Origin of the sequence: Polyangium sorediatum (assembly GCF_029946465.1) — a bacterium.
Classification (GTDB): Bacteria; Myxococcota_A; Polyangia; order Polyangiales; family Polyangiaceae; genus Polyangium; species Polyangium fumosum.
The window spans coordinates 70,539-89,682 of record NZ_JARZHI010000029.1; the positions used below are offsets into that span (position 1 = coordinate 70,539).

Consider the following 19,144-nt stretch of genomic DNA (forward strand, 5'->3'; position numbering starts at 1 on the left):
CAGGGCCGATCAGAACGTCACTTTGGCCGAGATCCGGAAGCTGCGGGGGGGCTGGTATGCGGTGGGGTTGCCGAAGTTCGGGTTCTCGAGGCTCGGATCGAAGGGGTTCCCGTCCGCGTCGACGAGTTTGTCGAGATCCTTCACCGTGCCGCCGAGGATCGGCCGGACGCTGCTCTGCGTGTAGCGCTGATCCACCGCGATCGGCGCCTGCAGATCGAGCACGTTGAACACATCGAGCGAGACGAGCAGCGTGCTCTCCTTGGCCAGCCGGAGCCCCACCGAGGCGTGGACGTCGGTGTCGTGCACCCAGGGGAGACGCTCGCCGCTATCGCGCGGCAGGATGAAGACCTGATCGATCCCGTAGAGCGGATGCGCGCCGAAATAGGTCGTCGGCGCCCCCGAGCGGGCGCGGTAGGACGCGCCCACGTTGAGGAGGAACCCACGACCGAGCACGAAATCCTTGGCGGCGAAGAGCTTGATCTGGTGGGTATGGTCGCCCGGCAGCGGGCCGAGCTGGTTCGGCAGGAGCGAGACGATATCGAAGTCCGAGGAGACGTTGGGGCTGAGCTGCCCGTTCTCCGGCCGGAAGAGGCCGGACCAGTTGCCGCGCAGATAGGAGAGCGTGTAGCTCCCCTGCGCGAGCCAGGTATCGCCGAAGGCCTTTCGGAAGTGGATCGTGAACGCATCGTAATCGCGCTCGGCCCTGGGGATATCCTTGGCGATGCCGGAGCCCGGGTTTCCGATGAAGTAGTTCTGCCCCTCATCGCGGCTCATGTCCTCGATCACCTGGTTCTGGTAGCGCTTGACGTACTGGCCGCCGACCACGAGCTTGGACAGGACCTCGTATTCCCCGCCGATGACGATCTCGTCCGAGGACGGCGCCCGGATGTCGGGATCCACCATGGCCTTGTCACTGATGAGGGGAATCCATTTCTGGTTGGGATTGGAGGCGGTCCCGATCGGGAGGCGGCCATCCTCGGCGTCGCACGCTGCGTTCGCAGGATCCTTCAGGTCACAGAGGCCACTCAGGTGGACCGAAAGAATGCGGCGCTCGCCCGGGAGCGTCCGATCGACCATCTCGAGCGGGACGTTCTGGTAGAAGCGCGCGTAGCTGGCGAAGAGCTTGGCGCGCCCGGCGCGCGTGGGATCGTAGACCACGCCCGCGCGCGGCGACCACTGGTTGTTTAGGCGCATCACGAGGGCGCCGTCAGCCCCGTAGAGGAGCTGGGTGTCATACCGGATGCCCATGTTCAGGGTGACGCGATCGAGGATGCTCCAGCTATCCTGCACGAAGCCGCCGACCGTGATGGAGGACGAGGTCGCGTCCTGGTAGGGCCAGGTCACGGCCTGATCCGGGCCGGTGAGGACGCCATAACGAACGAAATCGGAATAGACCGCGCCGGTCTCCTGGTACATGTTCCCGCCGGACACGCCGCGGCGGTTCTGGTAGCGCAAGCCCTCCACGTCGACGCCCGCCTTGACCAGGTGATGGCCGAGGCCGGAAAAGAAACTCGTGAAGACGCTCTTGGCCTGGTAGCGATCGAGGCTCGCCTCGCTGAGGATCCCCGGGCCGCCGCTCCCGTAGATGCGCACGGGGCACAGCATCGCGTTGGGACTGCCGGCGGGATCACACGCCGCCGTCGCCGCGGAGGCCTCGAAATCGTTGAGCGAGCGAGGACCGGGGCTCGTCCGCTGCCAGCGCACGTACGGGGTGTTCGACAGGCCCTCGCCGCTCCCGAGCCGTGAGCCGTCGGCGCCGCGCACCGCGCTGTCCTCGTGGTGCCAGCCGAGCGTCGTGTCCAGCAAAAGCGACTTGTTCTTGAACGCCGCCGACCATTTCAACGATGTATCGACCGCGTTCGCGACGTACGTGTGCGCGAGCGCCCCGAAGGTACCGTTGATGATCCCGTTGCTCACGGGGTTGTTGAGCTCCACCGTGCCGTCGGCCGGCTTGAGCCCGAACGTGCCGTCGCCGCCCGACGTCGAGGGGGTGCCGTAGACCGAAAGGGTGACGTTGTGATCGGGGCTCGCCTGGAAGGTCAGCTTGCCGATGAAGCTCGCGTTCGTGTTCGTCGCGTAATACGTCCTCTGCGTGCCCGGGAGCACGTCCGTCTGCACGCCCCCGCGCTCGTCGACCACGGGCGCGCCATTTTGCATGCGCACGATCTGGAGGCGCCTGTCGAGCTGATAACGCGAAAAGGAGGGCACGAAGCCGACGTAGAACCACAACCTGTCCTTCAGGATCGGGCCGCCGAGCTCGGCGCCGTAGCTCTGGATCCACGCGAGCGACGTCGTGGTGGCAATGGCGCTCCCCTCGCGCGCCACGAGCTTCGGCGCGGCCCCGAAGATCCCCGGCGTGGTGCTCAGGAAGAACGAACCGTGGAACTCGTTCGAGCCCGACTTCGTCACCACGTCGAGCTGACCGCCGCCGGCGCGGCCATACTCCGGCAAATAGCCGCCCGTGATCACGTTGGCCTCGCGGACGAAATCGACGGCGAGCGGCGTCGAGAGGATGCCCAGGGACGGGCTGTTCACCGAGACGCCGTCGATCACGTACTGGTTCTCGGGCGAAGTGGTCCCGTTGATCGATGCGCCGTAGCGGTCCACCTGCACGCCCGGCGCCACCTCGGCCAGCGACTCGAAGGAGCGCGACGCGGCGCCCTTGAAGCTGGTGGAGACGACGGGGAGGCGATTGATGAAATCCGAGTTGACGTGCACCCCGGTCGTGCTCGAGCCGACATCCACCGTCGGCGGCGCGGCGACCACGACGATCTCCTCCGATTGCAGCTCCTCCGGCAGGATCTCGCTGTTCACCCGGATCGTCGTGTTGATGCGGATCTCGATGCCGGGGCGGCTCGAGGGCCGGTACGTCTCCTTGTCGAGCCGAAGCGTGTAGATCCCGGGCGGCAGCTCGGGGATGCGAAAATTCCCGGCCTTGTCCGTGACGACCGTCTGCTCCTGCTGGAGCGCCGGCGACGCCACCGTGACGACCACGTCCTCGGCGGGGCGCTTCGTCTGCGCGTCGATGATCGTCCCGGTGAGCACACCGCTCCCCGCGGCGAGAGCATTGGAAGAGACGACAACCCCGGCGACGGCAATGCCCACAGTCCAGGAAAGAATTCTCATTAACGAAGCTCCCGGCTATCGACGGATGAAAGCGTTCCTCATGCAACGGTGGTGCGGAAGCGAGCCTCGGCCGCGCGCGGATCGCAGAAGGGCAAAAGGCCCGTGAAGAAGAGCTGAAGGACGGCCGCGACGCAAAACACGGCCGGGGCGCCCCAGGTATCGGCGATCCGGCCTCCCAGCGGCGCGGCGACGGCGCCCGTCAGGCTCGACATGGCGGTGAAGAGGGCGAGCTGGGTGGCGCCGACGGCCGGGTTCGTGAGCCGCATGTAAATGCCGACCATCACGGCGCTCGCCGAGGAGCCGAAGAACTGCACGGCGATCGCAGCGCTCACGAGGAACACCTCGGCGGTCCAAAGGTGGGGCATGAGGCCGAAGACCCCGAGCGTCGCGCTGAACAGGACCAAGGTGCCGCCCGCGACCCAGCGCATCCCGAAGCGATCGGCGAGGAACCCGCCGAGGAGCCCGCCGACGATGGCCGAGACGGGCTCGATCACGCCCGCGAGCACGCCGATGAACTCGACCGAGAGCTTCAGATCCGCGCGCAGGAGGCGGGTGAACACAGTGCCGATGAGCGCAGGACCGAAGGGCATGAGCAGGGCAATGGCGATGCCCACGAGGGGCGCGGAGAACGCGAAGGAGGCGCGGAGCTCGGCCAGCGTCAGCTTGCGCTGCTCGTGGGCAGGCGGGGCCTCGTCGGACGCCCGCTCGCGAACCAGGATCATGAGGAGCATGATCAGCCCCAGGATGATCGTGATGATCACGATGAGCGCCGAGAATCCCACGCGCTTCACCATCATCGGCCCCACGCCGCCGCTGATGGCGACCCCCGCACACCTCGCCGCCCACATCACGCCGTTCGCGCGCCCTCGCTCGCCCGGCTGGAGGAGCTCGATCGCCATCGCGTCCGCGGCCGCGTCCTGAATGGACGTGAACGTGGCATGCAGGAAAAGCACCCCGCGGACGAGATCGAAGTCTCGCTTGGGATCCAGGAAGAGCAGGCATAGGAGCGTGGCCCCCATCCCTAGTTCGCCGAGGATGATGAACGGCCGACGCCGGCCGAAGCGCGTCGTGCCGATTCTGTCCATCAAGGACGCCCAGACGATCTTGAGCGCCGACGCGACAAACATGATGCCCATGGCCGCCGCGATGGCCGAATTGTCGAGCCCCTGATCGGTCAAGAAGACGACGTACAGGATGAAGATGAACCCGGCCGGCAGCCCCTGGGCAAGGTAGAGTGCGCCCAGGACGAGCGAACGGAGGGGCCGGCTTTGCGAGAGCGGGGGCATCAGGCGGTCTATTACCTGCTTTCAAGCTCTGGATCTAGACGAGAAAGGGTGCTCCGCGCCTGGAGGAGCGCGAGAGGCGCCCGCCCGGCTCGCCAGGAACGAGGGTTTGCCAGGCTCGCCCACCCTTACAGCGTGATTTCCTTGGCGGGGAGATCCCAGATATCCTCGAATACCTTCTGCGAGGTCTCGATCTGCAGCTCCTTCGGCCCCTTATCGTAATGGATGACGCAGAGATGGAGATGCGTCACGCCGTCCCGGCGCGCCATCCCTCGCAGCGCGTCGACCTGCTCGACCGTGCCCATGTTCTTGTCGGCCAAACGATCCATGATCGCGTCGAACGTCATGGTGACGGCGTTCCGCACGATCCGTGTCTTTCCGGGGAGGATCTTCCGCGCAAGCTCGACGAGGAGCGTCGGCTCCTTCGCGTCGCCCGGCGCGGCGGTCACGATCTGCGCGTGCCCGTCGTCCACGAGGTGCGCGTCGAGGCCGAGGAAGATCTTCTCCAGGAAATCGAGCCCGTAAGGCCCCGCAGCCGAGTGATAGAAGTACGTCATGCCCGGCGGCGTGGGCTCGAACGGGGGGTTTGACAGGATGTAATCGAAGCGGCGCCCCTTCACGGGGAGGAAGACCTGCTCGCTCCCGTCGATGATCGCGATCCTGTCCGCGACCCCGTTCATCACCGCATTGAAGCCGGCAAAAATCTTCGCCCGAGGATTGATCTCCAGCGCTGTCACCCGCTTGGCTCCGGCGCGCGCAACGCCTATCGACAGGACCCCCGATCCGAGGCCGATCTCCAGGACCTCTGCGCCTTGGACTCGGTCGCGCAGGAGCTCATCCAGGAAGAACTGCTGCTCGGCGAAGAGCGGGAACACCTGATCGATGGCGGGGTAATCGAGCCTGTCCGTGAGGATGTACGTCCCGTCAATGTCGTTCAGGCGCTTGTCGGCGAGCGCCGACCGGAGGGTGCTTTCGATCTCGTTCATGCAGAGGTCACCTCGATGGCGGCGCTGCCGCGCACGGCTCCGAGCGCGCGCCGGACGTTGTCTCGGGCCGGGCATCCTCGCAGCTTCTCGCTGTGACGGCGAGCCTTTGTGGAGCCCGAAGGATGCTGACGTCAACGTCCTTCCAGATCGACGACAGGAACGCCACCATCGCCCCATGCCGAGCACGAGGCGGTGACGGGCGACGAAGCGCCGGTTCGCTCGCGCCCCTCGGATTCGCCGTCACCACGGAAGGAGCGCAGATTGCAGGTGGTGCGTCAAGGGGAACGTGGGTGAGCGCAGCGCTTCCGCTTCCGGCTCTTCCACGGTGGGGCGCGGAACCTCCTTTGGGGCGGCAGCCGCACCGAGCCCACCACGCCGAGAACCTCTGGCCCGCACAAGCGCCCGCCGTTCTGCGCCGGCCCTCCCCGAGCCCCAGCTCTGCCGCCGTGCGCGCAGCGCGGCGATAGCGGTTGGATTACTTCTTCGCGTGATGCCGCGCGAGCCACAACCGCGCGATCGGGGGCAGCTCCTCCTCGTCCGCGAGCGCCGCGTCCTCTTCGAGCAGCGCGAGGATCTGCGTCGCCGTGAGCCGATTGTACTCGTCGAGCGTGGCATCCTCCGCCCAGGCCGCGAGCCTCGCCGCGATCGGCGCCGCGCGCCCCGACTCCTTGATCGATCGCACGAGCCGGTATCCGCCGAGCTCCCCCTCACGCGAGACCCCGCCGAACCGGATCACGAGGCCGAGCAGGAACGTATCCACGTCGAGCCCGGTCTCGGTGAGCCGCTCGGCCTCGGTCGCGTGCGCGGCCTCGCCATAACTCGAATAGGCGACCCGGTCGAACTGATCCCCCATGATCCGGAGCTGGAGCTGCAGGAAACAGCCGAGCTTCCCCATGTCGTAACAAAGCCCGGCGTATTCGCGCGCGACCTGCGCAGGCCGAGAATCCATCGAGCAGCGCCCCATCGGGCGCCAGATCCGATAATACGAGAGCGCCTTTTCCTTGTCGCCCGCGGCCCGCGCGGCCGCGAGCTTCGCCCCCGCCTCCTCCTCGTCCGTGGCCCGCTCGTCGTCGTACACCGGCGGATCCGTCGCGAGCAGCGCGGCCACGTATGCCCAGGCGTCGAGCGCCTCCATCGAAAGGCGGCCCGCAGGCGAGACGTACGCCGGCTCGATCCGGATCCGCGACGCGCCTTTCTCGAAGACGAACGGCACGCCCGCCTCGGCCCGCTCCATCGAGCCCGTCGCGAGCGTCCATCCAGAACGGCTCCCGAGGCGCGCCTCACTGGAGGCGTCGTCCGTCGCCGCGAATTCGACACGCAGCGCGTACGTCTCGCCCTCGGCCTCGCGCTCGACGGAGAGCACCACGTCGTCGACCTCCACGTGACCACCGTCCACCTCCTTGACGATACGTCCATGGACGAGGCGAATGGGTTTGGCCTGGCGATCCGCCTGCTCGTAGGCGGACTGGAATTGCGCCATGCCCGGCCAGGACCAGCGCGGGTGCGCGTGCGGGCTCCGCGGAAACCGCGGGCGTTCTTCGGCCGTGATGAGCGGCGCGTTCTTCTTCGAGGACGAGCGATGCGAAGGCGTGCACTCGAGCCCCGCCACGACCGAGAGCGCCGCCCCGAGGACGAGCGCGACCCGCGCGACACCGGCCCCGCCGCGGGCCTTCCGGGCCTCGCCCGCCGGCCCCTCGCCCTGCCCCCTGCCCTCGCGCCTCGAAGCGTCCATGCCCGAAACCTCCGTCCGATCCACCCGGCGATCCCTCGGGCCGAAGTGCTCAGACGTCCGAGGAGGCACGCGGGTTCCGGGAAAATGAGCCTTTCCAGCCCTCCGGCCGCCGGAGCGGACGATGGCAGAATCGTGCCCGCCGCGCTTGTGCCCTGCCAAGCCCATCCGCTAAGCTCCGCGCCCGCCGGCAGGACGCCGGTAAAACCACCTGGAAGAAGCCATGATCCACCTCCGCAAAGCTCTACCGCTCCTCGCCCTCGGCCTCGGGCTCGGGTGTGGTGGCGCATCGCAGACCGGCGAGGCCCAGGGCCCGACGGGCCCGGTCTCCACGCAGCAGCGCATCGTGAACATCAACCCCGTCGATCTCGGCGTTTGTTTCCAGCAAGCGCCCGCCCTGCCGGAGAAGATCAACGGCGAGGTGCTCACCGGCGTGCTCGTCGCGGCCCGGCCGTTCGTCATGGAATGCCTCGTCGACCCCAAGAGCCGCGGCCCCGCGGACGAGACGAACCTCGCCCTCAAGACCACCCTCTCGGGCGGCAAGCTCGCGCACGCCATCACCGGCCAGAACGTCACGCCCGCCGGCGAGCAATGCATCAAGGCCGCCGTCGACAAGTTCGCCGCCACGGCCCCCGAGTGGGAGAAAAAAGCCGCGGCCGCGAACAGCGTCACGGCCGAAGTGCAATACAAACACATCGCCAGCGTGATGCCCACGGTCAAGATGGGCGTCAGCGAGGCCTCCGACGTGGCCGGCGCGATCCGGCTCGCGCAGGGCAGCTTCTGCGATTGTTATGCGCCCTGGAAGAGCGCGGATCCGGTCCTCCTGAAGGCCCAGGTCAAGCTCACGCAGACCGCCTCGCCGGCCGTGACGATCGAGCCGCCGACGGACCCGAACGGGACGCAGGTCGCCGCGTGCTTGCAGCCGAAGGTCGCCGCGCTCCCGCTGAAGACGACGTCGACCGAGCTCACGGCGCCCTACACGTTCATGTTCCTGAGCTCCGCGCGCGAAGGCCTGTTCCAGGGCGCCCCGCCCCCGATCGCGTTCGCGCAGTACGAGCTCGTGCGCAACCAGCACCTCGCCGCGGCCGTCATCGCCATGGGCGCGCGCACGCAGGCGGCCGAGGCATACGACGCGCTCGTTGCCAAGTACAAGAAGGACACGGCCAGCGTGACGCTGGAGCAGCTCAAGAACGGCTGCGGGGCGCTCACGCAGGCCGACGACGGCTACATCGCCGTGCTCCAGAAGCAACTCGAGCTCGAACAGAGCGCCGTCGCGATGTTCACCGATTTCGCCACGAAGGACGCCGCCTGGACGACCGTCAAGGACGCCACGCAGATCAACGTGGACGAGACGAAAAAGGAGATCGAGAACGGCAAGAAGTTCAAAGAGTCCGATCTCCAGGCCTGCCCGAAGGTCAAGTAGCCCCGCCTTTTTCCGACCCCCGGAATTTCAACCGGAACGCCGTGGCGTACGTCTCCACCGGAGGCGGCGTCACGCTCGCGTTCGTCGCGATGATCTGCGAGGCCCACATCCGCTCGGCCACGCCGCACCCATCCTCGAGCTCCCGCCCCGATCGCCCCTCGGCCTTTTCCGCGAGCGAACGAAGCTCCTCCGGGCCGAGGTGCTTCGCATAATAAGCGAGGATGGCCGCCCGCTCCTCCGCGTCCGGGAGCGGGAAATGGACAAAAAGATTGAAGCGGCTGAGGAGCGCCGGATCCAGGTCGTCCTTGCGGTTCGTCGCACCAATCACCACCACATTGCTCGTATCGACGAGCCCTTGCATCTGGCGGAGGAGCACCGAGAGGATCCGCCGCGTCCCCTCGTGCATCGCGCGATCGCGCGATCCGGCGAAGGCGTCGATCTCGTCGAGGAACACGATGCTCCGCGGGAGCGCGCCCGCCCGGTCGAAGATCTGGTCGAGCCGCTTCTCCGACTCGCCGAACCATTTGCTCATGATCGACTCGACGGGCACGTAGACGAGCGGGATCCCGCTCTGGCTCGCGATGATCCGCGCCATCGTGGTCTTGCCCGTGCCCGGCGGCCCTTCGAAAAGCACGGCGCGCGGCACGCTCGCGCCCGGCCGCGTGCGGGCCATTTCGCCGACGGCCATGAAGATCTCGGGGTGCAGGAGCGGCAGGACGATGGTCTCGCGCACCTCGCGCTTCGTGCGCTCGTACCCGGCGATGCGATCCTCCGAAAATGCAGGGCTCGCCTCGAACACGACGGCGCCGAGCTCGGCGAGCTTCTGCTTGGGCGAGCTCGCGTTCGCCGCGTCGCCCGTGTGAAAGGCATATCGGCGCAGCACGTCGAGGATACAATTGATCTCCTCTTGCAGGAGGAGCGCCTCTTTCTCGAACGAAACCACGCCGTGCCCCTTCGGGTCGAACCGGAACGTCACCTTCATCGGCGGCGGGAGCTCGGGGGCCTCGCCCGGTTTCTTCCGGTCGGACATCCGGCGCTCGAAGGGGCTGTGATGATCCGCGACGACCCCGACCCCGAAATAGCTGCGGCGGAACTCCGTGAAGTACCGGAAGTACTGCGCGAGCACGTCCACGATGGGGAAAAACGCCTCCTTGGGCAGGCTCTGAAACGAGAGCTCGATCGTGATCGTGGACTTCTTGTAGGAGATCGCAGGAAGCTGCGCGTTGACGAGCTCCGGGCTCGCGGACGCGAGGCAAGCGACGGCGCCGGCGTCGAGCTGCTGCTTGATCTGGTCGTATGGGAGGAGCTGCGAGGCAGGATCGGGCATCGTCGTGTTTCCAGCGGCGGCATGAAAGCGCCGGCGCGCCTGCCTGTCAAACGGTAAGGAGCGGACGGAAACCGGCATGGAAATTGGTATGCGCAGGGGACATGTACGAACATGGAACGTCATTCGCCGCGGCCGTCGCTCTGCTCGTCTCGCTCGGCTCGCAGGCCCAACCCACGCGCGACGCGGAGGCGCCGGGCGACGGCTGCTTCACGAGCCTCGTCGTCCGCTTCGACGCGCTCGTCTCGAATCCCGGCGGCGAGAACGCCCACCACATCGAGCTTTTCCTCGACGGCAAACCCTGCATCGACATCACCCCCGAGGGCCGGGCCTGCGAGATGCGAGCGCCGCCGGACGCCGTGTGTGACGTCATTGCCCCGCTCTCGATCGCCGAGGGATGGTGCCACCGCGCCGAGGACAGCGCGTGGAGCGCCCATTTCCAGGTCCTTTCGAGCCGCCTGCTCGCCGACGACGTGACCCACGCGCTGACGGCGTACGTCACGACCCCCGAGGGGACCACGGTGCGCGAGGCGCCCGTCGACGTATCACGTTACCATCCGTGGGATCCGCGCGGGTCCTCGGTCACGTGTTTCCAGGGAAATGCCACGTTCGCGCGCACGGCCTCTGCCCTCGAAAAACGGCCCCCTCAGGGCTGAACCACGCGCGTCGTCCCCTCGCCGTCGGGGCCGACCCACCGCTCGGGCCGGCACAGGAGCACCGCGCAGAGCGTCTCGCAGTTGAACGGCCACCATCGATAATCGCCGCGCAGACACCCGCGCATGCAGCGCGCGCACAGGGTCGGCTCGGCGGCGAGGGCGCCTCGCGCCTCCGAGGTCCCCGCGCGCGCCTCGCTCCCCGGCGCCCCGCGCGCCTCCGCGCGCGCCGAGGCCCCCGCGAGCACGCACGCCGCTCCGATCATGCAGGCCAGCATCGTCCCCCCCATGCGCTTTCTCATGGTTCACCTCGATCGTTTCCTTGGGTGACGGAATGCCGTGTCAATGGAAGCGCCCTCGAATCGGCTCTCCCATGTCGCCCGATTTGCCAACCGTGTCGCGCGCGCTGTGCCATTCCTGAACACGCGGGCGCCGAATGCACGCACGGGGAACGGTACGCGTCGTGCTCGATCCAGGAAATGGGGGGATCCACTCGTCTCCCCGAGCGGGCCCCGAGGGGGTTTGGGGGCGTCGCTCGGCATGTCCGAGGGTTGCCCCCGCACGTGAAAGGGAGGTACCGTATGTGGACCAAGGGATTTGCGTTGCTCGGGCTCGCGCTCGGCGCCGCGATCATGGGGAGCGCCTGCGTGGCCGGCGAACCAACGGACGACGAGCTCGAGGCGGGCCTCCCCGTCACGGCCGCGGATGGAGAAGAGGACCTCGAAGCGGCGAAGGACGCGCTCTCCATCCAGGATTTCGCGAGGCTCCCGCGTTGCGGCGGATTCGCGGGGCTCCGGTGTCCCGGCAACCTGCGGTGCATCGATCTGCCGGGCGACGATTGTGATCCCGCCCGAGGCGGCGCGGATTGCATCGGCGTATGTGTTCCGGGACAACCGACGGGCGCCCGCTGCGCGAACCCGCGGCGACGTTACGTCTCCCGAGACCCTGACCGATGCGCAGCCATTCTGTTCCGCTGCGAGCCGGGTTCCAGGTCTTTCTACGACGAATGTGGCTGCGGCTGCCTGAGGAGCGCGTGGGGCCGCCCGGAGCCGGGCGGGGTGCGCTGCCGGGAGAACATTTGCGGCCCCGGCGAGTATTGCTGCAACGCGAGCTGCGGGATCTGCGCGCCCATCGGCGGCGTGTGCACGCAGGAGTTCTGCCAGTAGAAGGATTCCGTGGGTCGCCTCTTGGGGGCGCTGCGCTGGGGCTTTGCCCCAGGCCCCACCGGGGCTGTCCGCCCCTGGGCCCCGACCAGCGCAAGCGCTGGACGCGGGGTCGATGAACTGCGCGATGCGCAGTTCATCGAACAGTCAGGGTCAAGACGGGCGATGAGCCCTGCCAGCCAAGGTCGCGGCGCTGCAGGACGGGGGGCGCAGAGCGCACGCGGGGATCTGCGGTCTCGTAGAACGGGAGGCGGCCTCGCGGAGGGAGACTTGCAGCGCCGCAGGGCGGCGTCTCCGGAGCACGCTCGGGGACCTGCCGCGCCGTCGAGCAGGTGCAGGTGAGCGCAGCGGGCCACCTGCGGCGCCGTAGGGCGGAGGACGCGCCCAGGGAGCAGCATTTCACAACGCCCGAGGTCGGCGGACGCATGGACGGGGACCCAGGTGCAGCGCAGCAGGCAGCCATCCGTGGGGAGTGATCGCGATCTTGCAGGTATGCAGGGCATTCGGCGGGGACCCGGACGACGCGTAGGCCTCGGAGACGCCGCGCTGGGGCTTTGCCCCAGGCCCCACCCAGGGCTGTCCGCCCCGGCGCGACCCCCCCTTCCGCAGGTCCCCTCAGGGCCAGTCGACGTCCTTCTTGACAAGCGGATCGTGGCAGAACACGCGGGGCGTCATCTTTGGGTTCGCCTCGGCGAACGCCTTCACGATCGCCTCGGCCTGCTCGATGTTCGTGGCCTTCGCGCCCACGAAGAGGCTCCGGCCGTCGTCCTCCACCACGAGCTTCGCCCCGTCGAACTTCTTGCCCTCGAACGATTTTTTCACCGCGGGGAATTCCTTCGGGATCGGCGCCGCGCTCGGCCCGATCGAGAAGAGGTGGGCGTAGGGTTTTACGCAAAGCGGCGTCGCGGGGTAACGGAAGTTCGAGGTGAGCGTGGCCTGGACCTCCTTCTCGGAGGGCATGACCACGGGTTTGTCCACCTTCGTCGAACGAAGCAGGTACCGCGTGCTGCCCGCCCTGCCGTAGACCCACACGTCGCTAGCGGTGCGCGCGTACACGGCCCCGGGCTCGAAGCCCTCCAGCTTCTTCGGCAGCGCCACGGCCTCCCACGTACCCCCGGGCTTCTTGGTGTACAAACCATCCTTCGAAGCGGCAAGGAACGCGCCGCCCTCGATCACGATGAAGTCGTTGATCTCCTTCTCGGACGGCGCCTTTTCGAGCGCCCACGCCTTGCCGTCCCAGTGCGCGAAGTACGGCGCTCCGCCCGCATTGCCGAACACCCATACGTCCGTCGCGGAGACGGCCACGAGGCCGCTGATCTTGAGCGAGCCCGAGGCCGGCGCGGGGAGCGGCTCCACCGTGCCGCGCACCTTCTTCGCTTCCCAGCGCTCGACCATCGGCGCGCCCTTTCCGCCTCCGTCCTGGCACTCGTAGCCCGCCGCGAAGGCTTCGCCCGTGGGCGTGCCCGTGAAGAAGTAGGGCTCGGTCGAGCTCATCTTCACCTTGCAGCTCTTGTCGTCCTCGGGCGGCGTATCCCTCGGCGCCTCCTCGGCGCCCTCGCCCTCACCGACCGGCGCCGCTTTTTTCGCGGCCGTGGGCGCCGGGAGCACGCCGCCCTTGCCGCCGACGAGGGCCATCCGAATGTCGTTCGAGGGCATTGCAATGGCGAGGACGACGTTGTCGCCGATCGTCGCGATGCCGTGCACGATCTCGCCCTCGCGGAGGATCGATTGTGGCTCCCAGCGGCCGCCGAGGGAGTCGAACCATTTGTAGACCTTGGCCTTGGCGTCTTCGTCGACCGCCCCGATCCAGGCGGACTTCGGCCACTCGCCGCCGATGCCGTACGAGGGCTCGCCCTTCTTGAGGCCCTTCATGAACGCAGGGTCCTGCACGAGCGGCCCCTCGCCGAGGGGGAGATGGAGATTCGACACGGAGAGGAGCGCGCCGCCCTTCATCGCCGTGATCGCGATCGCGTCCGGCGCTTCGAGCACGATCGAATACGCGCTCGTCTCCGCAGGCGCAGCGGCGGCGCTCGCTGCGGGCGCGGGCGCGGCCGCCGAGGTCGCCGCGGGCGCGGCCGAGCCTGCCGGCGCGGGCACCGAATCCGACGATTTTCCGCAGGCGGAGAGGAGGAGCGCGGAGACCGGGACGAGCAAGCGTATCTTGTGCATGGGTTTTCTGGGTTATGGGCCGTACGGCGGCCGCCTTCGCGCGTCAAGTGAGGGGGGCGCGCGTCCGCTTCCTTCGTACCCTTCGTGCGGAGAGAACTCCCGGATCGCGACGAGCGTGGTAGAGTCCGCGCCCCATGGCGCGTATCTACGAAGACAACTCACGCAGCATCGGGCGCACGCCCCTCGTCAAGATCAACCGCCTCACGGCGGGCGTGCGCGCGACCGTGCTGGCCAAGGTCGAAGGCCGAAACCCCGCCTACTCGGTCAAATGCCGCATCGGCGCCGCGATGGTGTGGGACGCCGAGGAGCGCGGCGCCCTCCGCCCCGGCATGTCGATCGTCGAGGCCACGAGCGGCAACACCGGCATCGCGCTCGCGTTCGCCGCGGCGTCGCGCGGGTATCCGTGCGTGCTGACGATGCCCGAGACGATGAGCATGGAGCGGCGCAAGGTGCTGGTCGCGCTCGGCGCGCAGATCATCCTGACGCCCGGCCCGCTCGGCATGAAGGGCGCCATCGCCCGCGCCGAGGAGCTCGCCGCGACGCAGCCCGACAAGTACGTGCTGATGAAGCAGTTCGAGAACCCGGCGAACCCCGCCATCCACGAGAAGACCACGGGCCCCGAGATCTGGGAGGACACCGACGGCGAGGTCGACGTCCTCGTCAGCGGCGTCGGCACGGGCGGCACGATCACCGGCGTCTCGCGGTACATCAAGCAAACGAAGGGCAAGAAGATCGTGACCGTCGCGGTCGAGCCCACGCACTCGCCCGTCATCACGCAGACGATCGCGGGGCAAGAGGTCAAGCCGTCGCCGCACAAGATCCAGGGGATCGGCGCGGGGTTCGTCCCGCGAAACCTCGATCTCTCGCTCGTGGATCGGGTGGAGACGGTGACGAACGACGAGTCGATCGCCATGGCGCGCAGGCTCGCGCGCGAGGAGGGCATCCTCGCCGGTATCTCGTGCGGGGCGGCGATGGTCGCGGCGCTCCGGCTCGCGGGTGATCCCGCGTTCGAGGGCAAGACGATCGTGGCCGTCCTGCCGGACGCCGGCGAGCGTTACCTCTCGACCGCGCTCTTCGAGGGCATGTTCGAGGCCGTGGAAAAGGCGACGGCCACGTGAAAGAGAGGGTTCGGGGGCGTAGCTCGGCTGGCCGAGCAGAGCCCCTGAGCGTTGCATGATGGGCGATCCGGAAAACGGCCTCGGCAAAGTGGTGGACGGGCTGATCGCGAGCTACGAGCGCGATCGCCGCGGCCACTACATCGGCAAGAAATTCCTGCCCTCCCGCGAGGAGATCTTCGAGATCATCGAGCTCCTCTTCCAGGTCTTCTACCCCGGGTATTACGGGCGCCAGGACCTGACGGAGGGCAACCTTCGTTACCACGTCGTCACGCTCGTTTCGACGCTGCGTGAGAAGCTCGCGACGCAAATCGAGAAATGCCTCTGCTGGGCCGGCGAGTCGGAGCGCGACCCCGCGGAGGAAAAAGAGGCCGGCGGCTGCGCCGAGTACGGCCGGCACATCGCGTGCCGGCTGCTCAGCCGTCTGTCCGAGATCCGCGACACGCTCCTGCTCGACGTGCAGGCGGCGTACGACGGAGATCCGGCGGCGGGCAGCCTGGACGAGGTCATCCTTTCGTACCCGGGCCTGCTCGCCATCACGGTGCATCGCGTGGCGCACGAGCTCTACGTGCTCGGCGTGCCGCTCATGCCGCGCATCATGAGCGAGTGGGCCCATTCTCGCAGCGGCGCGGACATCCACCCCGGCGCGACCGTCGGCGAGAGCTTCTTCATCGATCACGCGACGGGCGTCGTGATCGGCGAGACGAGCCACATCGGCGGCCACGTGAAGATCTACCAGGGCGTGACGCTCGGCGCGATGTCGCACCCGAAGGACGAGCGAGGCCGCGTCATTCGCGACACGAAGCGCCATCCGACGGTCGAGGACGCCGTCACGCTCTACGCGAACGCGACGGTGCTCGGCGGCCAGACCGTGGTGGGGCAAGGCAGCGTCGTCGGCGGCTCGGTCTTTTTGACGCGGGGCATCCCGAAGCGCTCGCGTGTCGCCGTCAAACCCCCGGAGACCCGCGTCATCGCCGCGGGCAGCCAGCCCGGGGACGACGAGTATCCGGCCGATTTCGAGATCTGAAGCCTGCTGACCTCTGGTCCCGCGCCGGCGGTCTCGCTATAGGGGACCGCCCGGCTCGCCCGGGCGGGTTTGCCGGAGGAAGCGACATGAGCAAAGCCGGGAATCGTGCCCGGGATTTCGGGATCGTCACGCTCGCCTACGTCGCGGGCACCGTCGTGGGATGGCTGGTGTACCGCGCGGTCGCGCCGGGGCATTCGTCGATCGTGGCCTTTGCCGCGGCAGACGCGGCGGCGACGGTCGTGGTCTTCGTGGCGAGCGTGCTGTGCAACAATTCGAGCCTGTACGACGCGTACTGGAGCGTCGCGCCGATGGTGATCGCGCCGGCGATTGCGATGTCGCCGGAGGCGGCGGGCGCGCCGATGTCGCGGCGCATCTTGGTCACGGCGCTCGTGCTCGCGTGGGGCGCGCGGCTCACGTGGAACTGGGCGCGCGGCTGGCACGGGCTCGGCCATGAGGATTTTCGGTACGTGGATCTGCGCCGCTCGATGGGGCGGGCGTACTGGCTCGTGAGCTTCCTGGGCCTCCACTTCATGCCGACGGTCTGCGTGTTCCTCGGCTGTTTGTCCCTCTTCCCGGCCCTCGGCACGGGGACGCAGCCGCTCTCGTGGCTCGACGCGGCGGCCTTCGTGGTGACGACCTTCGCGATCGTGCTGGAGACGCGCGCCGACGCGGAGCTCCGCGCGTTCCGGCTCCGGAACAACGGGCCGGGGCGGATCCTCGATACGGGCGTGTGGGCGTATTGCCGCCACCCGAACTACCTCGGCGAAATCACGTTCTGGTGGGGGCTTTTCCTCTTCGCCCTCGCCGCGGATCCGGGCGCCCGTTATCCGCTCGTCGGGCCCGCCTGGATCACCTGCCTGTTCGTGTTCGTCAGCATCCCATTGATGGACAAACGCTCCGTGGCGCGCAGGCCCGGATATGCCGATCACATGAACCGCGTGCCGGCGCTCTTCCCGCGCCTGCCGCGGAAAGCCAAGGGGTAGATGAGACCATGATCCTCGATGTTTTCCGGATGAACGACAAGGTCGCGATCGTCACGGGCGCGAGCCGTGGGATCGGGCGCGGCGCCGCGATTGCGCTGGCCGAGGCGGGGGCCGACGTGGTGCTCGCGGCGCGGCGCGCGGACGTGCTGGAGGAGGCCGCGCGGGAGGTCCGCGCGCGCGGGCGGCGCGCGCTCGTGGTGCCGACGGACGTGACAGCGGGCGCGGAGCTCGACCGGCTGCTCGCCCGCGCGCTCGAGGAGTTCGGCCGGCTCGACGTGCTCGTCAACAATGCGGGCGGGTATCCGCCGAGGATCGCGATCGCGCTGTCGAACGAGGAGATGCTCGCGTCGTACCAATTCAACGTCGTCTCGGCGTTGCACCTCTCCCGCATCGCCGCGCCGCACCTCGCGCGGACGCGCGGCGCAATCGTGAATATCTCGTCCGTGATGAGCCACTGCGTGGACACGGGCTTCGTCGCCTACGGGGCCGCGAAGGCCGCGCTGAACCACATGACGCGTCTGCTCGCCCACGAATGGGCGCCGCGGGTGCGCGTCAACGCGCTGGCCGTGGGCGCGACGATGACGGACGCGCTCGAAGCATTCGTCGGGGCCGGCGACCTGCTGGAGAAGATGACGGCAAAAACGCCCATGGGCCGCCTCGCCACGCCCGAAGACATCGCGGCTTCGGTTCTTTTCCTGGCCTCGCCCGCGTCCTCGTGGATCACGGGGAAAATCCTGGAGGTCGACGGCGGCACGCACGCGAGCACGTGGCCCTACCCGATGCCGGGTGGGCTCGACGACATCCCGTAACGAAGGCGAGCGAGCAGGCGGCCGCGACGGCCCACATCAAAATGCGTCAATGAAACAACGCGTGTCCCGCGATACGAATGCCGTGTCGCGGGGGCGGCGACGAGCCTTGCGTGGCTGGAAGCCCTCCTGTAACGTACCGTGGCCGCCTGTACTGGTGAAACGCGGGCGGCGCACGAACCACCATGCCGGACGCCGCGGAACCCCTGCTTGCGAACGAGATCCTGGATACCTCCCCGACATTCGTGGTCGGAATCGATGCAAGCGGTCGTACGGTGTACATGAATGGCACGATGCTCGGCGCGCTCGGGTATACACGCGACGAGGTCATCGGCCAGGATTACGCGACGATGTTCGTCCCGGTGCGTGATCACGAGGTGCTCCGGAGGATCTTCGGGGAGCTCGTGTCGTCGCGCGGGACGACGTACAATGAAAACCGGGTCATCACCCGGAGCGGCCGCGAGCTGCTCGTCGAGTGGCATGGAAGGCCGGTCTACGACGACGACGGCGCGTTCAAGTATTTTTATGGCGTCGGTATCGACGTCACGGGGCAAAAGCGCATTCGCGAGGCGCTCTACCGCTCGCAGCAGCGGCTCGCGCTCCACTTTCATCAAGCGCCGCTCGGCATGATCGAGTGGGACACCGATTTCCGCGTCGCAGACTGGAATCCGGCGGCGGAGTCGATCTTCGGCTGGCACCGCGAGGAGGCCATGGGCCGTTACGGCCAGGAGCTCATGGTGCCCCCGGAGATCCGCCCCTACGTGGCCGACGTCTGGGAGCAGATCAAGCAGGCCAAGGGGCCGGTACGCGCCCGCAATGAGAACATCACCAAGGATGGCCGGCGCATCACGTGCGAATGGACGAATACGTCGCTCGTCGACGAGGAGGGCCAGGTCGTCGGCGTCGCCTCGCTCGTGAACGACGTGACCGATCGCGTGAAGGAGGAGGAGGAGATGCGCGAGCGAGCGCGCGCGCAGGCCGCCACCATCGAGGAGCTCTCGGCGCCGGTCCTCGATCTCTGGGACGGCGTGCTCGCGATGCCGGTCGTCGGCGGGATCGACGCCACGCGCGCGACCCGTATGACGGAGAGCCTGCTCGATGCGATCGTGCGGAGCAGTGCGCGCTTTGCGATCCTCGATTTGACGGGCGCGTCGACGATGGACGCCTCGATTGCCTCGCACCTCGGCGACATGGTCCGCGCGACCGGCCTCATCGGCAGCGAATGCCTGGTCTCGGGCCTCGGGCCGGGAATGGCGCGCACGCTCGTCGAGCTTGGCGTGCCATTCTCCGTCAAGACGTTCGGCTCGCTCCGCGCCGCCCTCCGCCACGCCATCCGAGCGGCGCGGGTCTAAGCGAG

Annotated in this window: 15 protein-coding genes; 8 read left to right on the top strand and 7 right to left on the bottom strand. The window is 68.1% G+C overall.

The annotated features are described in order from the left end of the window. Window positions 1–9: 9 nt before the first annotated feature. The 4 genes from QHF89_RS28090 to QHF89_RS28105 form a co-directional block, all read right to left on the bottom strand. Entirely contained in the window at window positions 10–3,126 is a 3,117-nt protein-coding gene (locus tag QHF89_RS28090; protein ID WP_136970804.1) for a TonB-dependent receptor, read from the bottom strand. A 38-nt stretch (window positions 3,127–3,164) separates the two neighbouring features. Then, the gene (locus tag QHF89_RS28095; RefSeq protein WP_136970805.1) at window positions 3,165–4,412 is read right to left on the bottom strand and encodes an MFS transporter; all 1,248 of its coding nucleotides are present in this window, start codon (window positions 4,410–4,412) and stop codon (window positions 3,165–3,167) included. A gap of 125 nt (window positions 4,413–4,537) precedes the next feature. Continuing rightward, a complete protein-coding gene (locus QHF89_RS28100; RefSeq protein ID WP_284721020.1) occupies window positions 4,538–5,395 on the bottom strand; it encodes a 50S ribosomal protein L11 methyltransferase in 858 nt (285 codons plus the stop codon). A gap of 475 nt (window positions 5,396–5,870) precedes the next feature. Then, the gene (locus tag QHF89_RS28105; protein WP_136970807.1) at window positions 5,871–7,127 is read right to left on the bottom strand and encodes a hypothetical protein; all 1,257 of its coding nucleotides are present in this window, start codon (window positions 7,125–7,127) and stop codon (window positions 5,871–5,873) included. Between the two features lie 220 nt (window positions 7,128–7,347). On the opposite strand from QHF89_RS28105, the gene QHF89_RS28110 reads away from it, so the two are divergent. Beyond that, window positions 7,348–8,547, top strand: coding sequence for a hypothetical protein (locus QHF89_RS28110; protein ID WP_136970808.1), 1,200 nt, complete (start codon window positions 7,348–7,350; stop codon window positions 8,545–8,547). Here the strand turns inward: QHF89_RS28110 and QHF89_RS28115 are convergent. Further along, window positions 8,540–9,874, bottom strand: a complete 1,335-nt coding sequence (locus tag QHF89_RS28115) for an ATP-binding protein (protein ID WP_284721021.1) — start codon at window positions 9,872–9,874, stop codon at window positions 8,540–8,542. The two genes, QHF89_RS28110 and QHF89_RS28115, sit on opposite strands and share 8 nt — an antisense overlap. 101 nt (window positions 9,875–9,975) lie before the next feature. Between QHF89_RS28115 and QHF89_RS28120 the strand changes: the two genes are divergently transcribed. Further along, window positions 9,976–10,527: a hypothetical protein gene (locus QHF89_RS28120; protein WP_136970810.1), complete on the top strand. Its 552-nt coding sequence runs from the start codon at window positions 9,976–9,978 to the stop codon at window positions 10,525–10,527. Here QHF89_RS28120 and QHF89_RS28125 read toward each other — a convergent pair. Further along, window positions 10,518–10,826 carry a hypothetical protein gene (locus tag QHF89_RS28125; protein WP_136931699.1) on the bottom strand — a complete coding sequence of 103 codons (309 nt, stop codon included), beginning with the start codon at window positions 10,824–10,826 and terminating at the stop codon, window positions 10,518–10,520. The genes QHF89_RS28120 and QHF89_RS28125 overlap by 10 nt on opposite strands. A gap of 279 nt (window positions 10,827–11,105) precedes the next feature. Here QHF89_RS28125 and QHF89_RS28130 point away from each other — a divergent pair, with 279 nt between their 5' ends. Continuing rightward, on the top strand, window positions 11,106–11,690 hold the full coding sequence (locus tag QHF89_RS28130; protein WP_284721022.1) for a hypothetical protein: 585 nt from the start codon (window positions 11,106–11,108) through the stop codon (window positions 11,688–11,690). A 612-nt stretch (window positions 11,691–12,302) separates the two neighbouring features. Here the strand turns inward: QHF89_RS28130 and QHF89_RS28135 are convergent. Further along, a complete protein-coding gene (locus QHF89_RS28135; protein ID WP_284721023.1) occupies window positions 12,303–13,856 on the bottom strand; it encodes a hypothetical protein in 1,554 nt (517 codons plus the stop codon). Window positions 13,857–13,990: 134 nt separating this feature from the next. Between QHF89_RS28135 and cysK the strand changes: the two genes are divergently transcribed. The 5 genes from cysK to QHF89_RS28160 all read left to right on the top strand — a co-directional run bounded on the left by cysK (window position 13,991) and on the right by QHF89_RS28160 (window position 19,139). Beyond that, window positions 13,991–14,974 carry a cysteine synthase A gene (gene cysK / locus QHF89_RS28140; RefSeq protein WP_136970812.1) on the top strand — a complete coding sequence of 328 codons (984 nt, stop codon included), beginning with the start codon at window positions 13,991–13,993 and terminating at the stop codon, window positions 14,972–14,974. Between the two features lie 55 nt (window positions 14,975–15,029). Continuing rightward, window positions 15,030–15,998 carry a serine O-acetyltransferase gene (locus QHF89_RS28145; RefSeq protein ID WP_136970813.1) on the top strand — a complete coding sequence of 323 codons (969 nt, stop codon included), beginning with the start codon at window positions 15,030–15,032 and terminating at the stop codon, window positions 15,996–15,998. Window positions 15,999–16,084: 86 nt separating this feature from the next. Then, the gene (locus QHF89_RS28150; RefSeq protein ID WP_136970814.1) at window positions 16,085–16,981 is read left to right on the top strand and encodes a DUF1295 domain-containing protein; all 897 of its coding nucleotides are present in this window, start codon (window positions 16,085–16,087) and stop codon (window positions 16,979–16,981) included. A gap of 8 nt (window positions 16,982–16,989) precedes the next feature. Continuing rightward, window positions 16,990–17,790: a glucose 1-dehydrogenase gene (locus QHF89_RS28155; RefSeq protein WP_136970815.1), complete on the top strand. Its 801-nt coding sequence runs from the start codon at window positions 16,990–16,992 to the stop codon at window positions 17,788–17,790. Window positions 17,791–17,972: 182 nt separating this feature from the next. Then, window positions 17,973–19,139, top strand: coding sequence for a PAS domain S-box protein (locus QHF89_RS28160; RefSeq protein WP_136970816.1), 1,167 nt, complete (start codon window positions 17,973–17,975; stop codon window positions 19,137–19,139). Window positions 19,140–19,144: the final 5 nt, after the last annotated feature.